Source organism: Pseudomonas sp. JC1203 (assembly GCF_056175065.1).
Genome location: NZ_JBWCAM010000018.1, coordinates 1 through 15,735 on the forward strand (window position 1 = coordinate 1; position 15,735 = coordinate 15,735).

Annotated in this window: 20 protein-coding genes; 5 read left to right on the forward strand and 15 right to left on the reverse strand. The window is 65.5% G+C overall.

What is annotated here, in order from left to right; all coding sequences use genetic code 11:
• Nucleotides 1-122 precede the first annotated feature (122 nt).
• The 12 genes from AC0SZ7_RS23670 to AC0SZ7_RS23725 form a co-directional block, all read right to left on the reverse strand.
• A complete protein-coding gene (locus AC0SZ7_RS23670; RefSeq protein WP_475506651.1) occupies nucleotides 123-689 on the reverse strand; it encodes a GNAT family N-acetyltransferase in 567 nt (188 codons plus the stop codon).
• 39 nt (nucleotides 690-728) lie between these two features.
• A complete protein-coding gene (locus AC0SZ7_RS23675) occupies nucleotides 729-1,151 on the reverse strand; it encodes a 3-isopropylmalate dehydratase (protein ID WP_475506652.1) in 423 nt (140 codons plus the stop codon).
• Nucleotides 1,152-1,160: 9 nt separating this feature from the next.
• Nucleotides 1,161-1,379: a hypothetical protein gene (locus tag AC0SZ7_RS23680; RefSeq protein WP_008368335.1), complete on the reverse strand. Its 219-nt coding sequence runs from the start codon at nucleotides 1,377-1,379 to the stop codon at nucleotides 1,161-1,163.
• Nucleotides 1,380-1,556: 177 nt separating this feature from the next.
• A complete protein-coding gene (locus AC0SZ7_RS23685) occupies nucleotides 1,557-2,039 on the reverse strand; it encodes a DUF4142 domain-containing protein (RefSeq protein ID WP_475506653.1) in 483 nt (160 codons plus the stop codon).
• Between the two features lie 127 nt (nucleotides 2,040-2,166).
• On the reverse strand, nucleotides 2,167-2,937 hold the full coding sequence (locus AC0SZ7_RS23690) for an SDR family NAD(P)-dependent oxidoreductase (RefSeq protein WP_475506654.1): 771 nt from the start codon (nucleotides 2,935-2,937) through the stop codon (nucleotides 2,167-2,169).
• A 10-nt stretch (nucleotides 2,938-2,947) separates the two neighbouring features.
• Nucleotides 2,948-4,006 carry an L-rhamnose/proton symporter RhaT gene (gene rhaT / locus AC0SZ7_RS23695; protein ID WP_475506655.1) on the reverse strand — a complete coding sequence of 353 codons (1,059 nt, stop codon included), beginning with the start codon at nucleotides 4,004-4,006 and terminating at the stop codon, nucleotides 2,948-2,950.
• 105 nt (nucleotides 4,007-4,111) lie between these two features.
• On the reverse strand, nucleotides 4,112-4,429 hold the full coding sequence (gene rhaM / locus AC0SZ7_RS23700) for an L-rhamnose mutarotase (RefSeq protein WP_475506656.1): 318 nt from the start codon (nucleotides 4,427-4,429) through the stop codon (nucleotides 4,112-4,114).
• Complete coding sequence (locus AC0SZ7_RS23705; protein ID WP_475506657.1) at nucleotides 4,426-5,277, reverse strand: amidohydrolase family protein; 852 nt, start codon at nucleotides 5,275-5,277, stop codon at nucleotides 4,426-4,428. Before AC0SZ7_RS23705 ends, rhaM begins: the two co-directional genes overlap by 4 nt.
• 25 nt (nucleotides 5,278-5,302) lie before the next feature.
• A complete protein-coding gene (gene aldA, locus AC0SZ7_RS23710) occupies nucleotides 5,303-6,736 on the reverse strand; it encodes an aldehyde dehydrogenase (RefSeq protein ID WP_475506658.1) in 1,434 nt (477 codons plus the stop codon).
• 15 nt (nucleotides 6,737-6,751) lie between these two features.
• Nucleotides 6,752-7,552 (reverse strand): HpcH/HpaI aldolase family protein, encoded by an 801-nt coding sequence (locus AC0SZ7_RS23715; RefSeq protein ID WP_475506659.1) that lies wholly within the window; start codon nucleotides 7,550-7,552, stop codon nucleotides 6,752-6,754.
• Complete coding sequence (gene rhmD / locus AC0SZ7_RS23720) at nucleotides 7,552-8,748, reverse strand: L-rhamnonate dehydratase (protein ID WP_475506660.1); 1,197 nt, start codon at nucleotides 8,746-8,748, stop codon at nucleotides 7,552-7,554. Before rhmD ends, AC0SZ7_RS23715 begins: the two co-directional genes overlap by 1 nt.
• Before the next feature lie 25 nt (nucleotides 8,749-8,773).
• Complete coding sequence (locus AC0SZ7_RS23725; protein ID WP_475506661.1) at nucleotides 8,774-10,072, reverse strand: MFS transporter; 1,299 nt, start codon at nucleotides 10,070-10,072, stop codon at nucleotides 8,774-8,776.
• A gap of 131 nt (nucleotides 10,073-10,203) precedes the next feature.
• Between AC0SZ7_RS23725 and AC0SZ7_RS23730 the strand changes: the two genes are divergently transcribed.
• Nucleotides 10,204-11,142 carry a LysR family transcriptional regulator gene (locus tag AC0SZ7_RS23730; RefSeq protein WP_475506662.1) on the forward strand — a complete coding sequence of 313 codons (939 nt, stop codon included), beginning with the start codon at nucleotides 10,204-10,206 and terminating at the stop codon, nucleotides 11,140-11,142.
• A gap of 164 nt (nucleotides 11,143-11,306) precedes the next feature.
• Nucleotides 11,307-11,948 carry an HAD family hydrolase gene (locus tag AC0SZ7_RS23735; protein WP_475506663.1) on the forward strand — a complete coding sequence of 214 codons (642 nt, stop codon included), beginning with the start codon at nucleotides 11,307-11,309 and terminating at the stop codon, nucleotides 11,946-11,948.
• Here AC0SZ7_RS23735 and AC0SZ7_RS23740 read toward each other — a convergent pair.
• A complete protein-coding gene (locus tag AC0SZ7_RS23740) occupies nucleotides 11,945-13,267 on the reverse strand; it encodes a cation:proton antiporter (protein ID WP_475506664.1) in 1,323 nt (440 codons plus the stop codon). The genes AC0SZ7_RS23735 and AC0SZ7_RS23740 overlap by 4 nt on opposite strands.
• 111 nt (nucleotides 13,268-13,378) lie before the next feature.
• Between AC0SZ7_RS23740 and AC0SZ7_RS23745 the strand changes: the two genes are divergently transcribed.
• From AC0SZ7_RS23745 to AC0SZ7_RS23755, 3 genes are read left to right on the forward strand one after another with little or no spacing between them, the layout of a single operon-like run.
• Nucleotides 13,379-13,696 carry an EthD family reductase gene (locus tag AC0SZ7_RS23745; protein ID WP_475506665.1) on the forward strand — a complete coding sequence of 106 codons (318 nt, stop codon included), beginning with the start codon at nucleotides 13,379-13,381 and terminating at the stop codon, nucleotides 13,694-13,696.
• 60 nt (nucleotides 13,697-13,756) lie between these two features.
• Nucleotides 13,757-14,233 (forward strand): cupin domain-containing protein, encoded by a 477-nt coding sequence (locus AC0SZ7_RS23750; RefSeq protein WP_475506666.1) that lies wholly within the window; start codon nucleotides 13,757-13,759, stop codon nucleotides 14,231-14,233.
• A 26-nt stretch (nucleotides 14,234-14,259) separates the two neighbouring features.
• Nucleotides 14,260-14,577 carry a thioredoxin family protein gene (locus tag AC0SZ7_RS23755; protein WP_475506781.1) on the forward strand — a complete coding sequence of 106 codons (318 nt, stop codon included), beginning with the start codon at nucleotides 14,260-14,262 and terminating at the stop codon, nucleotides 14,575-14,577.
• 138 nt (nucleotides 14,578-14,715) lie between these two features.
• On the opposite strand, the gene AC0SZ7_RS23760 is transcribed toward AC0SZ7_RS23755, so the two are convergent.
• Both AC0SZ7_RS23760 and AC0SZ7_RS23765 read right to left on the reverse strand, forming a co-directional pair.
• On the reverse strand, nucleotides 14,716-15,117 hold the full coding sequence (locus AC0SZ7_RS23760) for a low affinity iron permease family protein (protein WP_475506667.1): 402 nt from the start codon (nucleotides 15,115-15,117) through the stop codon (nucleotides 14,716-14,718).
• 78 nt (nucleotides 15,118-15,195) lie between these two features.
• Entirely contained in the window at nucleotides 15,196-15,720 is a 525-nt protein-coding gene (locus AC0SZ7_RS23765) for a hypothetical protein (RefSeq protein ID WP_475506668.1), read from the reverse strand.
• Nucleotides 15,721-15,735: the final 15 nt, after the last annotated feature.

Sequence of the window (15,735 nt, forward strand, 5' to 3'; positions counted from 1 at the left end):
CCTGTGGCCGCTGCTACATTGCTCCCTGCGGGAGCGGCGAAAGGACCACCGCGTAGTATCTGATACGACGCGGAGCCCTTTTTCGCGCGGCCTGTAGCAGCGGCCGCAGGCCGCGTCCGCGATCACAGCCGTGCTTCCAGCTGCGCACGCACTTGCGCCCACTCCTCATCAATCACACTGAACCGCACCGAATTACGCTTGCGCCCGTCGGGCATGATCCGTTCGTTGCGCACAATGCCTTCCTGTTTGGCCCCCAGGCGCAGAATCGCCGTCCGCGACCTGGCGTTGATTTCGTCGGTGGTGAACTGCACCCGCACGCAATTCAGCGTCTCGAAGGCAAAGCGCAGCATCAGGTATTTGGCCTCGGTGTTGACGAAGCTGCGCTGCCAGCGCGCGGCGATCCAGGTGCTGCCGATCTCCAGCTTGCGGTTCAGCCGGTCGACCTTCCAGAAGCGCGTGCTGCCGATCACCTCGCCGGTGTCCTTGAGCACCGTCACGTAGGGCAGCACGGTGCCGGCGTCGCGGCCCTTTAGCGCGTTGTCGATATAGCCCTGCACCGTGGCGGCCGAGGGCACCACGGTGAAGGGCAGGTTCCACAGTTCGCCATCGCTGGCGGCGGCCACCAGGGCGGTGGCGTCTTCGGGTTGCAGCGGCCGCAACAGAATGCGGGGGCCTTCGAGTGCTTGCATGCAGGTCCTGCCCATGCGCGTATGGATGACCTGTGAAGTCTACGGCTTTTTGTCCTGCACAATTGCGAAGCCCTGCTTGTTTTCGCTGACGATGCGCACGTTTTCCGCCTGCCCGGCGCCGGCCTGCACCAGGATCTCGCGGTTCAGGCTGCCCTTGCCGCACAGGGTGTCGTCGGCGGTGTCGGTGGCAATGCCGACGATGCGGTCGCCGGCCGGCACCGTGAAGGTCGCCACCTCACCAATGCCGATGCGCGCCACCACGGTGCGGTCGACTTTCACCGCCACGTAGCAGCCGCCACCGAGCATGCCGATGTCACGCCGCACCACCAGGGTGCTGGCGTTGTCCAGCGGCGCCTGCAGGCCCAGCAGGCGTTCCTTGGGCACGGGGTCGGGATGGTCGCTGCGGTAGGACGAACAGCCACTGATCAGCAAAACACTCATTGCGGTACAGATCAGGCGCATGGTCACTCCTCACTTGTCCCAGGGCATGGGCAGGCCGGCGCGCACCTTGGCGCTCAGCGCCTTCAGGTACTCCAGCGGCTCACCTTCGGAATGGGCGTGGCTCTGCTCGTCCACCCAGGTCATCACCTTCTGCCGGTCGAGGCTGGGGCGGGCATGCAACATCTCCTTGATCACCCGTTCGCAGTGCTGCGAGTAGGCAATGACACTGGAAAACATCTGATGGGCCATGATCGCTCCTTGAGGCGGTTTTGCGAGGATCACCTCAAGGTAGCACTCAATGGTGACAGGGGCGGGACAATCGTCGCGTAAGGTGATGGGTAGCGCGTGCAGCAGCTGCCGCAGGCTGCGTCCGGGGCGCGCGGTGGCTGGGGACGCAGCCTGCGGCAGCTGCTACGGGGGCGGGGGTTACTTTTTGTAGGTTTTGGACAGGCGCTGGGCCATCTTGCCGTGGCGTTGCACGTCTTTTAGCTGCGCCAGGGCGAAGGCTTTCAGCTCGGGCGCGTCGTTGCTGTTGACCTCGGCCTCGTACAGGCTGGCCAGGTCCTGGGTGACCTTGACCTGGTACAGCGCGAAGCTGGCTTCGGCGGTCTTGCCGGCCACGGCAGGGGCGGGGGCTACCTTGGTGGGGGCGGGCGGCAGGTCAATGTCGAGCTTTTTCGCAACGTCGGCGAGCTGTTCGTTGATGATGGTGTTGTCTTTCACCATTACCCCAGTGTAGGTCTGCATGTCGGGCTGCTGGAACTTGCCGGCGCCCTGCTGGGCCAGCTGGATCTGCGTGGCGGCGCCGGTCATGGCCTTGGTGACGAAGGCGTTGGGTGCAGCGAAGGCGGTGCCGGTGCTGGCAACCAGCAGGGCCAGGGCCAGTTGCAGGGTTGTGCGATGGTTCATGGGTAGGGTCTCGGGCGGAGCAAATGGGCTATGAGAATCGCTTTGCCGACTTTCGACAAATGAAGCTTTGCTCAGTTGCACTGTAGCCGCTGCCTGCGCCAGCGGCTACGCGGGGCCCGCGGGAAATTTATTGCAGGTTCACGTACAGCCCGCCATCCACCAGCAATGACGCCCCCGTGACGTACCGCGCCATGTCCGAGGCCAGGAACACCACCGGGCCGGCGATATCGTCCGGTTCACCCAGGCGCCCCAAAGGCGTGCGGCCGGTCATGTAGGCCAGTTTTTCCGGGTCGGCCAGGTCATCCTTGTTGATGTCGGTGGCAATGGTGCCCGGCAATACCGAGTTGCAGCGTATGCCGTACGGCCCCAGGGCGATGGCGCACGATTGCATCAGCGAGTGCAGGCCGGCCTTGGTGGGCGTGTAGTGGGTCTGCATGCCACCGCCCACCAGTGCGCTGATGGAACTGATGGCGATGATTGCGCCGCCCCGGCCCTGGTCCTTCATGCGGTTCGCGGCGGCCTGTACGGCAAAGTAGGCGCCGTTGAGGTTGGTGTTGACGGTTTTCAGGTAGGTCTCGCGGGGCATGTCCAGGAACGAGTGGAAGGGGCAGATGCCCGCGTTGTTGACGAACACGTCGACGCTGCCGAAGGCTTCCACGGCGCCCGCGACCAGCTTGTCGCCGGTGTCGGGGTCGGCTACATCGCCGGGCACATCGATGGCCTGGCCGCCGAAGGCGCGAATTTCCTCGATGAGCGAGGCGGCCGCCTGGTTGCCCTGGGCGCTGCCGCTGTGGCCGATGACCACGCGGCCACCCTGGCGGGCGCATTCGCGGGCCACGGCGCGGCCGATGCCGCGCGAGGCGCCGGTGATGATCACGGTCTTGTCTTTGAGCAGCATGTGCATCTCCTTAACTGAGGTAATTACCGTAGCCAACCAGGGTGATGGCCGCCAGGATCACCAGGATCCCGGCCAGCAGCACACCCTTGGTGGCCGCGCTGGTGCCTTGCCACTCCTTGAAGTACAGGCCCCAGACGTTGGACACGATGATGATGAAGGACATGTGCAGCACCCAGCTGCTGGCATCGTTGTGCAGGCGGCTTTCGCCCATGCCGTAGAAAAAGAACTGCAGGAACCACAGGGTGCCGGCGCAGGCCACCAGCAGGTAGTTGGCCAGCAGCGGGGCAGTGCGGTCGCGGTAATTGTGGAAGGTCTTGTTGCGCCAGTTCAGCCACAGGCACCACAGGCCGTTGGTGGTCAGGCCGCCCCACATGATCACCATGAAGGTCACGTTGTTCTGGAACAGGCTGTTGGCCCCGTGCTCCACCGCAGCTGCAGCCAATGGCCGGCCGGCGGTGATGCCGTAGCTGAAGCTGGCGCTGAGCACGCCGCTGATCACTGCCACCAGCAAGCCCTTGCCCAACGCGAATTCGGTGACGCTCTGGAACTTGGTGCTGTCGGGCACTTCGCGTTCCTTGATGAAACCGGCGCGGCCGCACAGGGCAATGCCGATCAGCGACACTGCCACGCCGATCAGCACGCACTGGCCGCCGAGGTTGGTGCACATGGCGCTCAGGGTGCCAGTGCTGTCGTTGGTGAACAGGTCGCGATACAGCGGCGGCATCAGGGCGCCCAGGGCCGAAGTCAGCCCCATGATCAGCGACATGCCCAGGGACAGCCCCAGGTAGCGCATGGTTAGCCCGAAGGTCAGGCCGCCGATGCCCCACAGTACGCCGAACAGGTAGGTCCAGGTCAGGGTCGATGAATCGGCCTGGCGCAGGATATCGACCCAGCCGGGCACCGTCAGCTGCGCGGCAATCAGCGGCACGATCAGCCAGGAGACCAGCCCACCGGTGATCCAGTAGCTTTCCCAGGCCCAGCCGCGAACTTTCTTGTAGGGTATGTAGAAACTGCCGGAGGCAAAGCCGCCGATGAAGTGCAGCAACACCCCGAGGATGATGATTTCCAAATGCGCAATTCCTTTGTTGTTATTGTGCGAAACCCTGTAGCAGCGGCCGCAGGCCGCGTCCTCCCGGGTACACCGCGTTAGCCGGGACGCCGCCTTCGGCAGCGGCTACGTGGTCAGTTCGAACATTGGTATCAGGTCCAGGCTTACCGGCGAGCCGTCGGGGTGGGTGGGCATGATGTCCTTCATGTGCTGCCACCAGCGTTGCATCACCGGCAGGGCGGGCAGCTGGTCGAGCAGGTGCTGTTCCTCATGCTGCATCACCGCGAACAGCGCATGGCTGTGGGGGTCGAGGAAAATCCGGTAGTCGACGATGCCGGCCTGCTTCAGCGCCTGCACCAGCTCCGGCCATATCTGCTCGTGGCGCAGGCGGTACTCCTCGGCCTGGCCGGGGTTGAGGTTCATGCGAAAGGCGAGCGTCTTCATGGGGTGGCTCCTGCCAGGCCATAGATACGGGGTGCGTTATGCAGGAAGAACTTTTCCTGGGTGTGTGCAGGTTGTGTCGCCAGGCATGCCTTCACCAGCCCCAGCGTGGTGTCGAGGTCAGCGATGTGGTCGCTGTTGGGCCAGTCGCTGCCGAAGAAGCAGCGGTCCTCGCCGAACAGTTCGAACAGCCGGCCCAGCACGTCGCGGTAGAACCCCGGGTCGCGAATCAGGCCCTGGCTGCCCAGCTGCGGAATTTCCGCCAGCTTGGCCATTACCTGCGGGCGGCTGGCCAGCTCCTGCAGCTCGGCAGTAAAGGCCAGCTCGGCTGCGTTGGGCAGGTGATCGACGACTATCTGCAGGGCTGGCAGGCGGTCGCTGAGCGCCAGCAGCCCCTTGACCAGGCGGGCGTCGGGGTTGGCGCTGTCCAGCACCAGGCCACGCTCGGCTAGCTGGGCCAGGCCGTCGATGAAACCGGGTTGCTGCTGGTCGGCCAGCAGGTCGCGGCCCCACAGGTTGCCGTAGCGGATACCGCGCAAACGCGGGTCGGCCGCCAGCCGGCAGAGGTCTTCCTGGAAGGTGGCGGCCAGCGGGTCGAGGTTGCCGATGTAGCCCACCAGCCGCTGGTCCTGGTCGAGGGTGCGCAGTACCCAGTCGTTGTCCTCGCGACGGGGGCTGGCTTCCACCACCATGGCGCCGATGACCCCGGCAGGCGCCGCCAGGGCCCAATAGTCGGCAGGCAGGCGCGGGCCATAGATCGCGTCCCCGGGCTGCGGCCAGGGGATGCCTGCGGTGCGGCCGGGGTCGTAGAGGTGCAGGTGGCTGTCGAACAGCGGGCCGGTGTAGATCAAGATCAGCGTCCTTTCATGTCGTTAATCAGGCCTGCAAGTAGACCACATGGGTATGGGTGTACTCATACAGGCCATGCTTGCCATCGGCACCGCCCACCCCGGACTTGCGCACGCCAGCATGAAAGCCCTGCATGGCCTCGAAATTCTCGCGGTTGATGTAGGTCTCGCCAAAATCGATTTCGCGCATGGCCTGCATGGCCTTGTTCAAGTCGCGGGTGTACAGCGACGAGGTCAGCCCGTACTCGCAGTCGTTGGCCAGGGCGATGGCTTCGTCCAGATCGTCGACGATCTGGATCGGCAGCACCGGCCCGAAGATCTCCTTGCGCATGATCTCCATGTCGGCCCGGCACCCGGCCAGCACGGTGGGCTGGTAGTGGAAGCCTTGCGGCCTATCGGCCACGGCGCCGCCGGTGATCAACTGGGCACCGTCGGCCAGCGCGCGACGCACCTTGGCGTCGACGCTGTCCAGGCCCTGGCGGTTGATCAGCGGGCCCATTTCCACCGTGTGGTCGGCCAGTGGGTCGCCATAGCGGGTGGCCGCCATGGCCGCGCCGATGCGTTCGATGAATTGGTCGGCCACCTTGCGTTCCACGTACACCCGCTCGGCGCAGTTGCACACCTGGCCGGTGTTGATGATGCGTGAGTCGCGAATGGCCTTTACCGCCAGCTCCAGGTCGGCGTCGGCCAGCACGATGGCCGGGGCCTTGCCGCCCAGTTCAAGGTTGAGCTTGGTGAGGTTCGGCGCGGCGGCGGCCATGATCCGCGCGCCGGTGTCGACGCTACCGGTGAAGCTGATCATGTCGACCTTGGCGTGGGCACTCAGGGCTGCGCCCACGCGGCCGTCGCCGCACACCACGTTGAACACGCCGGCCGGCAGGTCGGTCTCGGCCACCAGGCGGGCGAATTCGAAGCAGTTGTTCGGGGTTTCCTCGCTGGGCTTGATGACGATGGTGTTGCCGGTCAGCAGCGCCGGGGCCATCTTGCGGGCAATGAGGAAGAACGGAAAATTCCACGGCAGGATCCCGGCCACCACGCCGAGGGGCTTGCGGAACAGGAAAATATTCTCGCCAGGGCGGTCACTGCTGATGATCTCGCCTTCGATGCGCCGGGCCCACTCGGCCATGTAGTCGAGGTAGTCGGCGGTAAAGTTCACCTCCACCTCGGCCAGGGCGCTGACCTTGCCCTGTTCCAGGGTAATAGTGCGGGCCAGGGCAGGCGCGTGTTCGCGCAGTTTGGCGGCGATGCGGCGCAGGTAGCCGGCGCGCTCGATGGCCGGCTTGCGCGCCCAGTCTTTCTGCGCGGTGCGGGCGGCGGCCAGGGCGCGGTCGACTTCCTCGCCGCTGGCGGCGGGCACGCGTGACAGCAGGGCGCCGGTGGCCGGGTTGAACACCTCCAGGTGCTCGGCGCTGTCGGTGAACTGGCCGTTGATGTAGTTCTGGTAGACCGGTACGGATGGCATGGCAGGCTCCGGGAATCAGTAAGTGCGCGACGGCGCGGGGGCAGGGGAGGTGTCGCGGTAGCGCGCCAGGTTGTCCAGGGCGGCCTGGCGCAACAGGCTGATGTCGATGCCCACGGCGACGAATTGGCAGCCCCACGCTAGGTAGCGGCGCGCGTCTTCCTCGTTGGGGGCCAGGATGCCGCAGACCTTGCCGGCGGCCAGGGTGGCGTCAATGGCGCGGCGGATCTTCTGCTGCACCTCGGGGTGCGTCGGGTTGCCGGCATGGCCCAGCCCGGTGGACAGGTCGGCCGGGCCAATGAACACCGCGTCCACGCCTTCCACCGCGGCGATGGCTTCGACGTTGTCGACGCCCAGGCGCGACTCCACTTGCACGATCAGGCACAGCTGTTCATGGGCGGTGTGCAGGTAGTCGGGCACGCCGTCCCAGCGCGTGGCGCGGGTCAAGCCGCCACCCACGCCGCGTATGCCCAGGGGCGGGTAGCGCATGGCGCGCACCAGCCCCTGGGCCTGTTCGGCGGTGTCGACCATGGGCACCATCAGGGTCTGGGCGCCGATGTCCAGCAACTGCTTGATCAGGTTCGCGTCGCCGGTCACCGGGCGTACCACCGGCGCGCAGCCGTACGGCGCCACGGCCTGCAACTGCGCCTGAATGCTGGGCACGGTATTGGGCGCATGCTCGCCGTCGATCAGCATCCAGTCGTAGCCGAACGTGGCCACCAGTTCGGCAGCGTTGCCGGTGGCAAAGCCGGCCCAGATGCCGTACTGCGGTTCACGCTTGGCCAGTTGCGCCTTGAACGGGTTGATGGGCAGTTTCATCAGCGGCCCCCTTCACGGTTGTACGGACGGTGCAGCTGGCATTCCGGGTTCAGGGTCACGCCAAAGCCCGGCTGGTCCAGGCGCGAAATGCGCATGCGGCCGTTCTCCGGCACCGGCTCGCCCAGCAGTTGCGGGTGGAACATGGGCACCACTTCATCGGCCTTGGGCGCCATCATCAAGAACTCGGCAAACGGGCTGTTGTGGCGCGTGGCGACGAAGTGGTAGCTGTACACCGACGAGCCGTGGGGCACGACCAGGGCGTTGTGGGCGTCGGCCAGTGCCGAGATTTTCACCAGCTCGGTCATGCCGCCGCACCAGCCCACGTCTGGCTGGATAATGTCGCAGCAGCCCATTTCCAGCAGCATGCGGAAGCCCCAGCGGGTGGCTTCGTGCTCGCCGGTGGTCACCAGCATGCCGTTGGGCACGGCCTTGCGCAGGGCGGCGTAGCCCCAGTAGTCGTCGGGCGGCAGCGCTTCCTCGATCCACTTCAGGCCGAATTCGGCGGCGCCCTTGGCCAGGCGGCTGGCGTAGTTCAGGTCAAGGCTCATCCAGCAGTCCAGCATCAGCCAGAAATCCTTGCCTACCCGCTCGCGCATGGTGGCCAGTTCTTCGAGGTTTTTGCGCAGGCCTTCCTCGCCCTCGGCGGGGCCGTGGTGCAGGGCCATCTTGCCGCCGATGAAGCCCATTTTCTGTGCCAGGTCCGGCCGCGCACCCGTGGCGTAGAACTGCAGCTCGTCACGCACCGCACCGCCAAGCAATTGATGCACCGGCTCCTGGCGGACCTTGCCCAGCAGGTCCCACAGCGCCAGGTCGACGCCGGAGATGGTGTTGATCACCAGGCCCTTGCGGCCGTAGTACAGGGTGGATTGGTACATCTGGTCCCACATCAATTCAAGGTCGGTGACCTTGGCGCCTTCGAGGAAGCGCGCCAGGTGTTTTTCAACAATGTAGGCGGCCGGTTCGCCGCCGGTGGTCACGGCAAAACCGACGGTGCCGTCGCTGGCCTCGATCTCCACCACCAGCGTGCCCAGCACGTTGATGCCGAAGCTGCGGCGGCTCTGGCGGTACTGCGGGTACTTGGCCATGGGCGTGGAAATATGGTCGTCGATCCAGTGGCCGTCGCCCTGGTCGTGGTAGTCGGCACCGCCGCCACGCAGGGTAAAGGCGCGGACGTGCTTGATGGTTGGGACGCTCATGGACAGCTCCTTGCAGTGGGTCGATTCAGTGTTGGTAGCCGGGGCGCGGTTGCGGCCTGGTTCGGGGTTTGATGGCGATGCCCAGCACCAGCGCTGCAGCAATCACGGTGGTGGCGGCCAGCCCGTAGAGACCGGCCGCAGGCGAAGCGAAATGAATTTCGGCCCAATTCTTCAACACCGGGGCGATGAAGCCGCCCAGCGCGCCGAACGCATTGACCAAGGCAATGGCGCCGGCTGCGGCGCTGCCGGTGAGCGTGCGCGAGGGGAAGGTCCAGAACACCGGCTGCACGGCGATGAACCCGGCCGCAGCGAAGCACAGGGCGATCACGCCCCACAGCGGGCTGGCCACGCTGACCGAGGTGGCGATGCCCACGGCGGCCACCAACAGCGTCAGGCAGGCCACGCGACGATGGTCGCCGCGCTTGTCGGCCTGGGCCGGTACCCACCAGGCCGCCAGCAACGCGCACAGCCAGGGCAGGGCGGACACCAGCCCCACCAGCAGGCCGACCTTGCTGCCCAGCAGCCCCGCCACCTGGCTGGGCAGGTAGAACACCACGCCGTAGACGCTGGCCTGAATCAGCAGGTAGATCAGGCACAGGTACAGCACTGCGGGCTGGCACAGGGTCTTTAACAGGCTGCCGTGGCCTTGCTTGTGGGCGTCTTCGCGGTCGATCACGTCTTGCAGCAGTTGGCGTTCGGCAAGGCTCAGCCAGGCGGCGTCGGCAGGGCGGTTGTCCAGGTAGAAGTACGCCCACACGCCCACCGCGGTGGCCATCAGCCCTTCCACCACGAACAGCCACTGCCAGCCGTGGGCGCCGGCCACGCCGTCCAGCTCCAGCAGCAGGCCCGACAACGGGCTGCCGACGATGAATGCCAGGGGCGCGCCGAAGTAGAAGAAGCCCATGGCCTTGCCGCGCGCCGCGCCGGGAAACCAGTAGGTGAGGTAGAGGATCACGCCGGGGAAAAAGCCGGCCTCGGCCACGCCCAGCAGAAAGCGCAGCAGGTAAAAGCTGGTTTCGTTGTGGGCGAACACCATGGCGGCGCTGATCAGGCCCCAGCTGACCATGATGCGGCACATCCACAGGCGCGCGCCGACCTTGTGCAGCATCAGGTTGCTGGGCACTTCCAGCAGCGCGTAGCCGGCAAAGAATACCCCGGCGCCGAACGCGAACGCCGTGTCGCCGATACCGGTGTCGGCCTGAAAGGCCTGGCGGGCAAAGCCGACGTTGGCGCGGTCGAGGAAAGCCATGACGTACATCAGCAGCAGAAAGGGCAGCAGGCGCCAGGACACCTTCGCCAGCAGGGACGCGGGTAGAGTCTTCACGGCAGTATCCTTTTGGAATTATTTGACTGCGTGGTGTATGGCGGGACTGTACGGCGGTGGTGCTATGCGCTACAAATCGAATTTTGCTCACAATCGATACCTTGAGGGTATCAGTCGCCTGGAGCCGTCCCATGCAGCCTGCCACCGCCTCCCGTAGCCTGTTCAACCGCCTGCGCTACAAGCACCTGCACATGCTGGTGGCCCTGGGCAGTAGCGAAAACCTGCACCGTGCCTCCCAGAACCTGGCCATGTCGCAGCCCGCCGCCACGCGCATGCTGCATGAGATCGAGGACATGTTCGGCTGCGAGTTGTTCGAGCGCCTGCCCCGCGGGATGCGCCCCACGGCCCTGGGCCTGGAACTGATCCGTTTTGCCGAAAACGCCTTGAGCGGTCTCGACCGCTGCGCTGAAGACCTGGCAGCGCGCCAGCAAGGGGGCTTTGGCTACCTGGCCATCGGCACCCTGATGGGCGCCGCGCCCGGGTTGGTGATGGATTCCATCGCCGAGATCAAGCGTCGCCACCCGCAGCTGCGCATCCGCATCATGGGCGACACCAGCGATCAGGTGATCCAGCTGCTGGCCCAGGGGCGCATTGACCTGGCCATCGCCCGCCGCAACGCCAGCATCGACAGCCAGCACTACGATTTCGAGCCCTTGGGTAACGAGCGCCTGCTGCTGGTGGTGCACAGCCAGCACCCGCTCTTGCTGCGCGGCGAGCTGAAGCTGGCGGAGCTGGTCAATGATTGGCCGTGGATTCTGCAACCCGACAGCAGCCCGGCGCGCATCGCCCTGGAGCAGGCGCTGCAGCGCGAGGGGCTGGTGGCACCGGCGGATATCATCGAGTGCAGTTCGGTGTATTCGATGCAGCAATTGATCCAGCTCACTGACGCGATCATGGTGCTGTCGGAAACCGCGTTGCGCGATTACCTGCGCATGGGGCTGGTCACGGCCTTGCCCATCGAGCTGGAGGAGCGCATGGCGCCCTTCGGCATCCTGCTGCGCAAGGGCGATCCGGTGAGCCGCGAGTTGGCCACCTTCATCGACCTGCTGCGCGCCCACGCCGCTGAGTAACGTTCACCCCACCTGTAGCAGCGGCCGCAGGCCGCGTCCGCAAACACCCCGGTGCAGCGGACGCGGCCTGTGGCCGCTGCTACGGAACTCACGCTGCAGGGTGGACAAAAAGCAAGGCAAGGGGCAGGCTTTCCGTGACCCCACGCCATTACAGGAGCCACTCATTGACCATCAAAGGCGTTATTTTCGACAGCGACGGCACCCTGGTCGACAGTGAACGCATGGCGGCCGGGCTGTTGCGCGACCTGCTGGCCGAGCGCGACATTCACCTGCCCCATGACGAAGTGCTGCGGCGCTTCCGCGGCGTGCAGTTCGCCATCTTCGTTGGCGAGCTGTGCGAGGAACACGCCCACCTGGACGCCGAACCCTTCATGCGCGACTTCCGTAGCCGCAGCCTGGACCTGTTCGCCGCCGGCCTTGAAGCCATGCCCGGCGCCCTGGATTTCATCCGCGAGCTGAAACTGCCCAAGTGCGTGGCCTCCAATGGCCCGCGCGCCAAGATCGAGACCTGCCTGAAAACCGCGGGCCTGTGGGATGCCTTCGACGGCAACATCGTCAGCGCCTATGACGTCAACGCCTGGAAACCGTCGCCGCAGCTGATCGTGGCGGCCGCCGAGGTCATGCAGCTGGCCCCCGAACAGTGCCTGCTGGTGGATGACAGCATCCCTGGCGTGCAGGCAGGCCTGGCTGCCGGCACCCTGGTGGCCGGCTACGGCGACACCGACTTCGCCCAGTTCGAAGGCCAACCCGGCTTTCACCATGTGCCGGACTACGCCGCGCTGAAAACCCTGCTGGCCAGCCTTTAACCCGCCTTGCGGTGGCGGCGCTCATAGTGTGCCAGCAGCGGCTGGGTGCTGACGCCGTGCAGCAGAATGCTCAGCGCCACCACCGACAGCGTCAGGCTGATGGCGCTGTGCTGGATGGACGCCGGCAGGCCGTGGGCAATGGCGAAGCACAGGTAGTACAGCGAGCCGATGCCACGAATGCCGAACCAGCCCAGCAGCGCGCGCTGGTGGCCGTCCAGGTATTTGCCGCGCACCAGCAGCCACACGCTCAGTGGCCGGATCACGCAGAACAGCCCCAGGCCGAGCCCGACAGCGCGCCAGTCCCAGTACAGTGACAGGGCGGCGCCCAACAGGGTGATCAGCAGCACCTCCATGGAACGCTCCACCAGGTCGCCGAAGGTGAGGATGTCGGCCATCATCGTGCCCGCAGCCAGTTGGCTGTCGTCCTGCTCTTCCTGGGGGGTGGGGCGGGTGTGCGGGTCCAGCGGCTTGGCCAGGTGCTCGGCGGGGATCTCGGTGTGTGAAGCGCGGGCCTCGGCCTGGCGCAGGCCGACACCGGCGGCGAACACGGCGAGGAAACCGAACGCGTCCACGCCATAGGCCACCACGTAGCTGATGGCTATCAGCGCCAGGGCGACAAAGTCGTTGGGCGACTCGTCGCTGTCGGCGTGGCGCACCCGCAGGGCAATCATCAGCTGCCCCAGCAGGCGGCCCAGGGCGTAGCCGATGGCAAGCCCCGCCGGCACGCCCCACAGCAAATTCTTCAGCGCCCAGGCGCCAATGTCGGGCAGGCCCAGGTCGACGTGGTCGATCATCATCAGGCTGAAAATCACGAACGGGAAGGCCACGCCGTCATTGAGCCCGGCCTCGCCGGACAGGCCGTAGCGCACCTTGTCGAAGTCGTGGGCGCTGCTGACCTGGACCATGGCCGCCAGCACCGGGTCGGTGGGCGCAAGCATGGCCCCCAGCAGCGCCGACAGGCCCCAGGACAGTTGCAGACCGTAATGCGCCAGCAGCGCCACGCCGGCAATCGACAGCAGCATCACCGGCCCCGCCAGCAGGTAGGCGGCGCGCCACGCGGTGCGGCGCAGGCCCAGGCGCAGCTTGATGCCGGTGCCGAACAGCGAGAACAGCACGGCCATCTCGGTGAGCCGCTGCAGCCAGCTGGCGGCGCGGGCGAAGTCCATGTTCACCAGGCCCAGCCCCACCGGCCCCAACGCCATGCCAAAGGCCAGGCACACCGCCGAGGTGGTCATCGGCAGCCAGCGCAGGTAGGACGACGTCAGTGCCAGCAACAGCAGCAGGGCGCCCAGCACCGACATCCACAGAATAAAACTCATCGAACCCTCTAGGCATTAACGCATGGCAGTCAATAACTGTGACTTTGCCGCGACCGGTTAGTTGAATTGGCGCTACTATCGAGCGGTCAATTCATTCCCCAGGAGAGCGTGATGATCAAAGTCAGCGTGATGTACCCCTACCAGAAAGACGCGCGGTTCGACTTCGACTACTACCGCGACAAGCACATGCCGCTGCTCAAGGAGCTGATGGGCGCCGCCTGCCTGAAGTATTCGGTGGAGAAGGGCCTGGGCGGCGCCACGCCCGGCACGCCGCCGACCTACCTGGGCCTGTGCCATTTCTACTGCGAGTCGCTGGACACCTTCCAGCAGGCCTTCGGGCCCCACGCCGCGGTGCTCAATGGCGACATCCCCAACTACACCGACCTGGTGCCGGTCATCCAGATCAGCGAAGTGCTGGTGGAGGTCTGAGGGGAACAATCGCCGATGCCAGGGTTTCCAACGCACATGCACAGCCACCGGGAGACCCTCATGACCCCAGCAGAACAGCTGTATTTTCGTGACGACGGCCGCGTGCCCAACAACCCGTTGCCGGCCCTGGTGTACCACCAGGTGGCCGGCGACGCGGCGGCCTTCGAGCAGCTGTTTGCCCGGCACCAGTGGGTGCCGCTGTGGCGTGACGGTATCTTCGACTACCACCATTACCACTCCAACGCCCACGAGGTGCTGGGCGTGGCTGGCGGGCGGGCGCGGGTGATGCTGGGCGGCGAGCAGGGGCAGATCATCGACCTGGTGTTTGGTGACGTGCTGGTGCTGCCGGCCGGCACTGGCCATTGCGCGCTGTCCCACAGCGACGATTTCCTGGTGGTGGGGGCCTACCCCCAGGGCCAGGAAGACTATGACATTCAGCGGCCCAAGGCCGCCACCCACCATGCCTCGCGCACGCGCATCGCCAAGGTGGCGCTGCCGGCCCAGGACCCGGTGGTGGGTGGGGCAATCTGGGCTTGACCATTCAAGGGGGGACAACCATGGGCATGACACTCGACTACCGCGAAAACGCGCCCGACCACAGCGTCGTGGCGCAATGGCGCGGCCCCACGCTGCTTGAATTCGGGACCGGCTGGTGCGGCCACTGTGCGGTGTTGCAGCCACTGCTGGCGGAGGTCATCGCCGACTACCCGGAAGTGCGTCACCTGAAAATCGAAGACGGTACCGGGCGGCCGCTGGGCCGTGCGTTCCGGGTGAAACTGTGGCCGACCCTGGTGTTCCTGCGCGATGGCGAGGAAGTGGCCCGGTTGGTGCGCCCGAGTGAAGCGAGTGCCATCGCCGAAGCGTTCGCCAAGGCCCTGTAGAATGGTCGACATACCGCGGCGTTCCCGGACGCAGCCTGCGGCAGCTGCTACGCACTCTGTAGCAGCGGCCGAAGGCCGCGTCCCAGGCGCTGCGGAATGGCAGGCACACTGCGGCGTTCCCGGACGCAGCCTTGTGCGTCAGGCGGCAGGGTCGTCCTTGAGGGTGGTGGTGGACTCGGTCACTTCGATGGTCTCGTTGGTGCCCATCGATTTGTACTGCTTGCGGATGGTGGTCAGCTCCTTGGCGTCCAGGTCATCCAGGTCGAGCGCGGCGTTCTGCGCGTCCTTGGTGGCGCGCAGCAGCTCGTCGATCTTGATGTGCAGAATGTCGTTGTCGCGGTTCTGGGTGTTCTGAATCACGAATACCATCAGGAAAGTGATGATGGTGGTCGAGGTGTTGATGATCAGTTGCCAGGTGTCGTTGTAGTGAAAGAACGGCCCGGTCACCGCCCAGATCACAATCAGTGCCACGGCAATGACGAAGGTGCGCGGGCTGCCGGCTTGTTTGGACAAGGCGTTGGAAAATAATGCGAATTTCATGGCAGTCAGGTCCTGAAGGGGGTTAAGGGATAGACCCCGACGGCGCGTCGAAATTCTTTGTTACATCTGCGATTTCATCTAGCCCAGTTGAATCGCCAGGGCGAACACGCCCAGGCCAATCCAGAAGCCCGCGAACAGCCACGGCGCGCGAATCGAGAACATCAGCGATTTGCGGTAGCCCTTGTGGCTGGACTCCATTTCGCTGAACAGCGGCTCGTCGTCGTACGCCAGGCCCATGGCCGGGGTGTCGCGCAGCAGGCCGCTCTGCTTGAAGTGCCAGTGGTCGATGATGTCGTAGGCGGCGCGTATGCCCGGCCAGGCGTTCAGCGAGCACAGCACCCCCAGCAGTGCCAGCACCGGCGGCACCACCAGGGTGAACAGCTTGCCCCACTCGGGGTTGAGGTTGGCCATGGATGAGGCGTAGGCGATCACCAGGAACGACTGCGCCGACAAGTAGGCGTTGGTGCGGTTGGATAGGATCGCCGTCTCGTACTGGATCTCGCGGCGGTAGAAGTCCAGGCGGTCCTTGGGGGTGCCGAACATTTGCGCTTCGCGGGCTTCGTCGGTGTCTTGCGGCAAGCGTGAAGTGATGATTCGGCTCAAGCGTTCGGCCCCCTG

Excerpts from the sequence above, each read along its gene's own strand:
- AC0SZ7_RS23745 (WP_475506665.1), top strand. The coding sequence starts at position 13,379 with ATGATCAAAGTCAGCGTGATGTACCCCTACCAGAAAGACGCGCGGTTC.
- aldA (WP_475506658.1), bottom strand. The coding sequence starts at position 6,736 with ATGCCATCCGTACCGGTCTACCAGAACTACATCAACGGCCAGTTCACC.
- AC0SZ7_RS23740 (WP_475506664.1), bottom strand. The coding sequence starts at position 13,267 with ATGAGTTTTATTCTGTGGATGTCGGTGCTGGGCGCCCTGCTGCTGTTG.
- AC0SZ7_RS23755 (WP_475506781.1), top strand. The coding sequence starts at position 14,260 with ATGACACTCGACTACCGCGAAAACGCGCCCGACCACAGCGTCGTGGCG.
- AC0SZ7_RS23680 (WP_008368335.1), bottom strand. The coding sequence starts at position 1,379 with ATGGCCCATCAGATGTTTTCCAGTGTCATTGCCTACTCGCAGCACTGC.
- AC0SZ7_RS23690 (WP_475506654.1), bottom strand. The coding sequence starts at position 2,937 with ATGCTGCTCAAAGACAAGACCGTGATCATCACCGGCGCCTCGCGCGGC.
- rhmD (WP_475506660.1), bottom strand. The coding sequence starts at position 8,748 with ATGAGCGTCCCAACCATCAAGCACGTCCGCGCCTTTACCCTGCGTGGC.
- AC0SZ7_RS23760 (WP_475506667.1), bottom strand. The coding sequence starts at position 15,117 with ATGAAATTCGCATTATTTTCCAACGCCTTGTCCAAACAAGCCGGCAGC.
- AC0SZ7_RS23715 (WP_475506659.1), bottom strand. The coding sequence starts at position 7,552 with ATGAAACTGCCCATCAACCCGTTCAAGGCGCAACTGGCCAAGCGTGAA.
- rhaM (WP_475506656.1), bottom strand. The coding sequence starts at position 4,429 with ATGAAGACGCTCGCCTTTCGCATGAACCTCAACCCCGGCCAGGCCGAG.
- AC0SZ7_RS23675 (WP_475506652.1), bottom strand. The coding sequence starts at position 1,151 with ATGCGCCTGATCTGTACCGCAATGAGTGTTTTGCTGATCAGTGGCTGT.
- AC0SZ7_RS23670 (WP_475506651.1), bottom strand. The coding sequence starts at position 689 with ATGCAAGCACTCGAAGGCCCCCGCATTCTGTTGCGGCCGCTGCAACCC.
- AC0SZ7_RS23730 (WP_475506662.1), top strand. The coding sequence starts at position 10,204 with ATGCAGCCTGCCACCGCCTCCCGTAGCCTGTTCAACCGCCTGCGCTAC.
- AC0SZ7_RS23750 (WP_475506666.1), top strand. The coding sequence starts at position 13,757 with ATGACCCCAGCAGAACAGCTGTATTTTCGTGACGACGGCCGCGTGCCC.
- AC0SZ7_RS23685 (WP_475506653.1), bottom strand. The coding sequence starts at position 2,039 with ATGAACCATCGCACAACCCTGCAACTGGCCCTGGCCCTGCTGGTTGCC.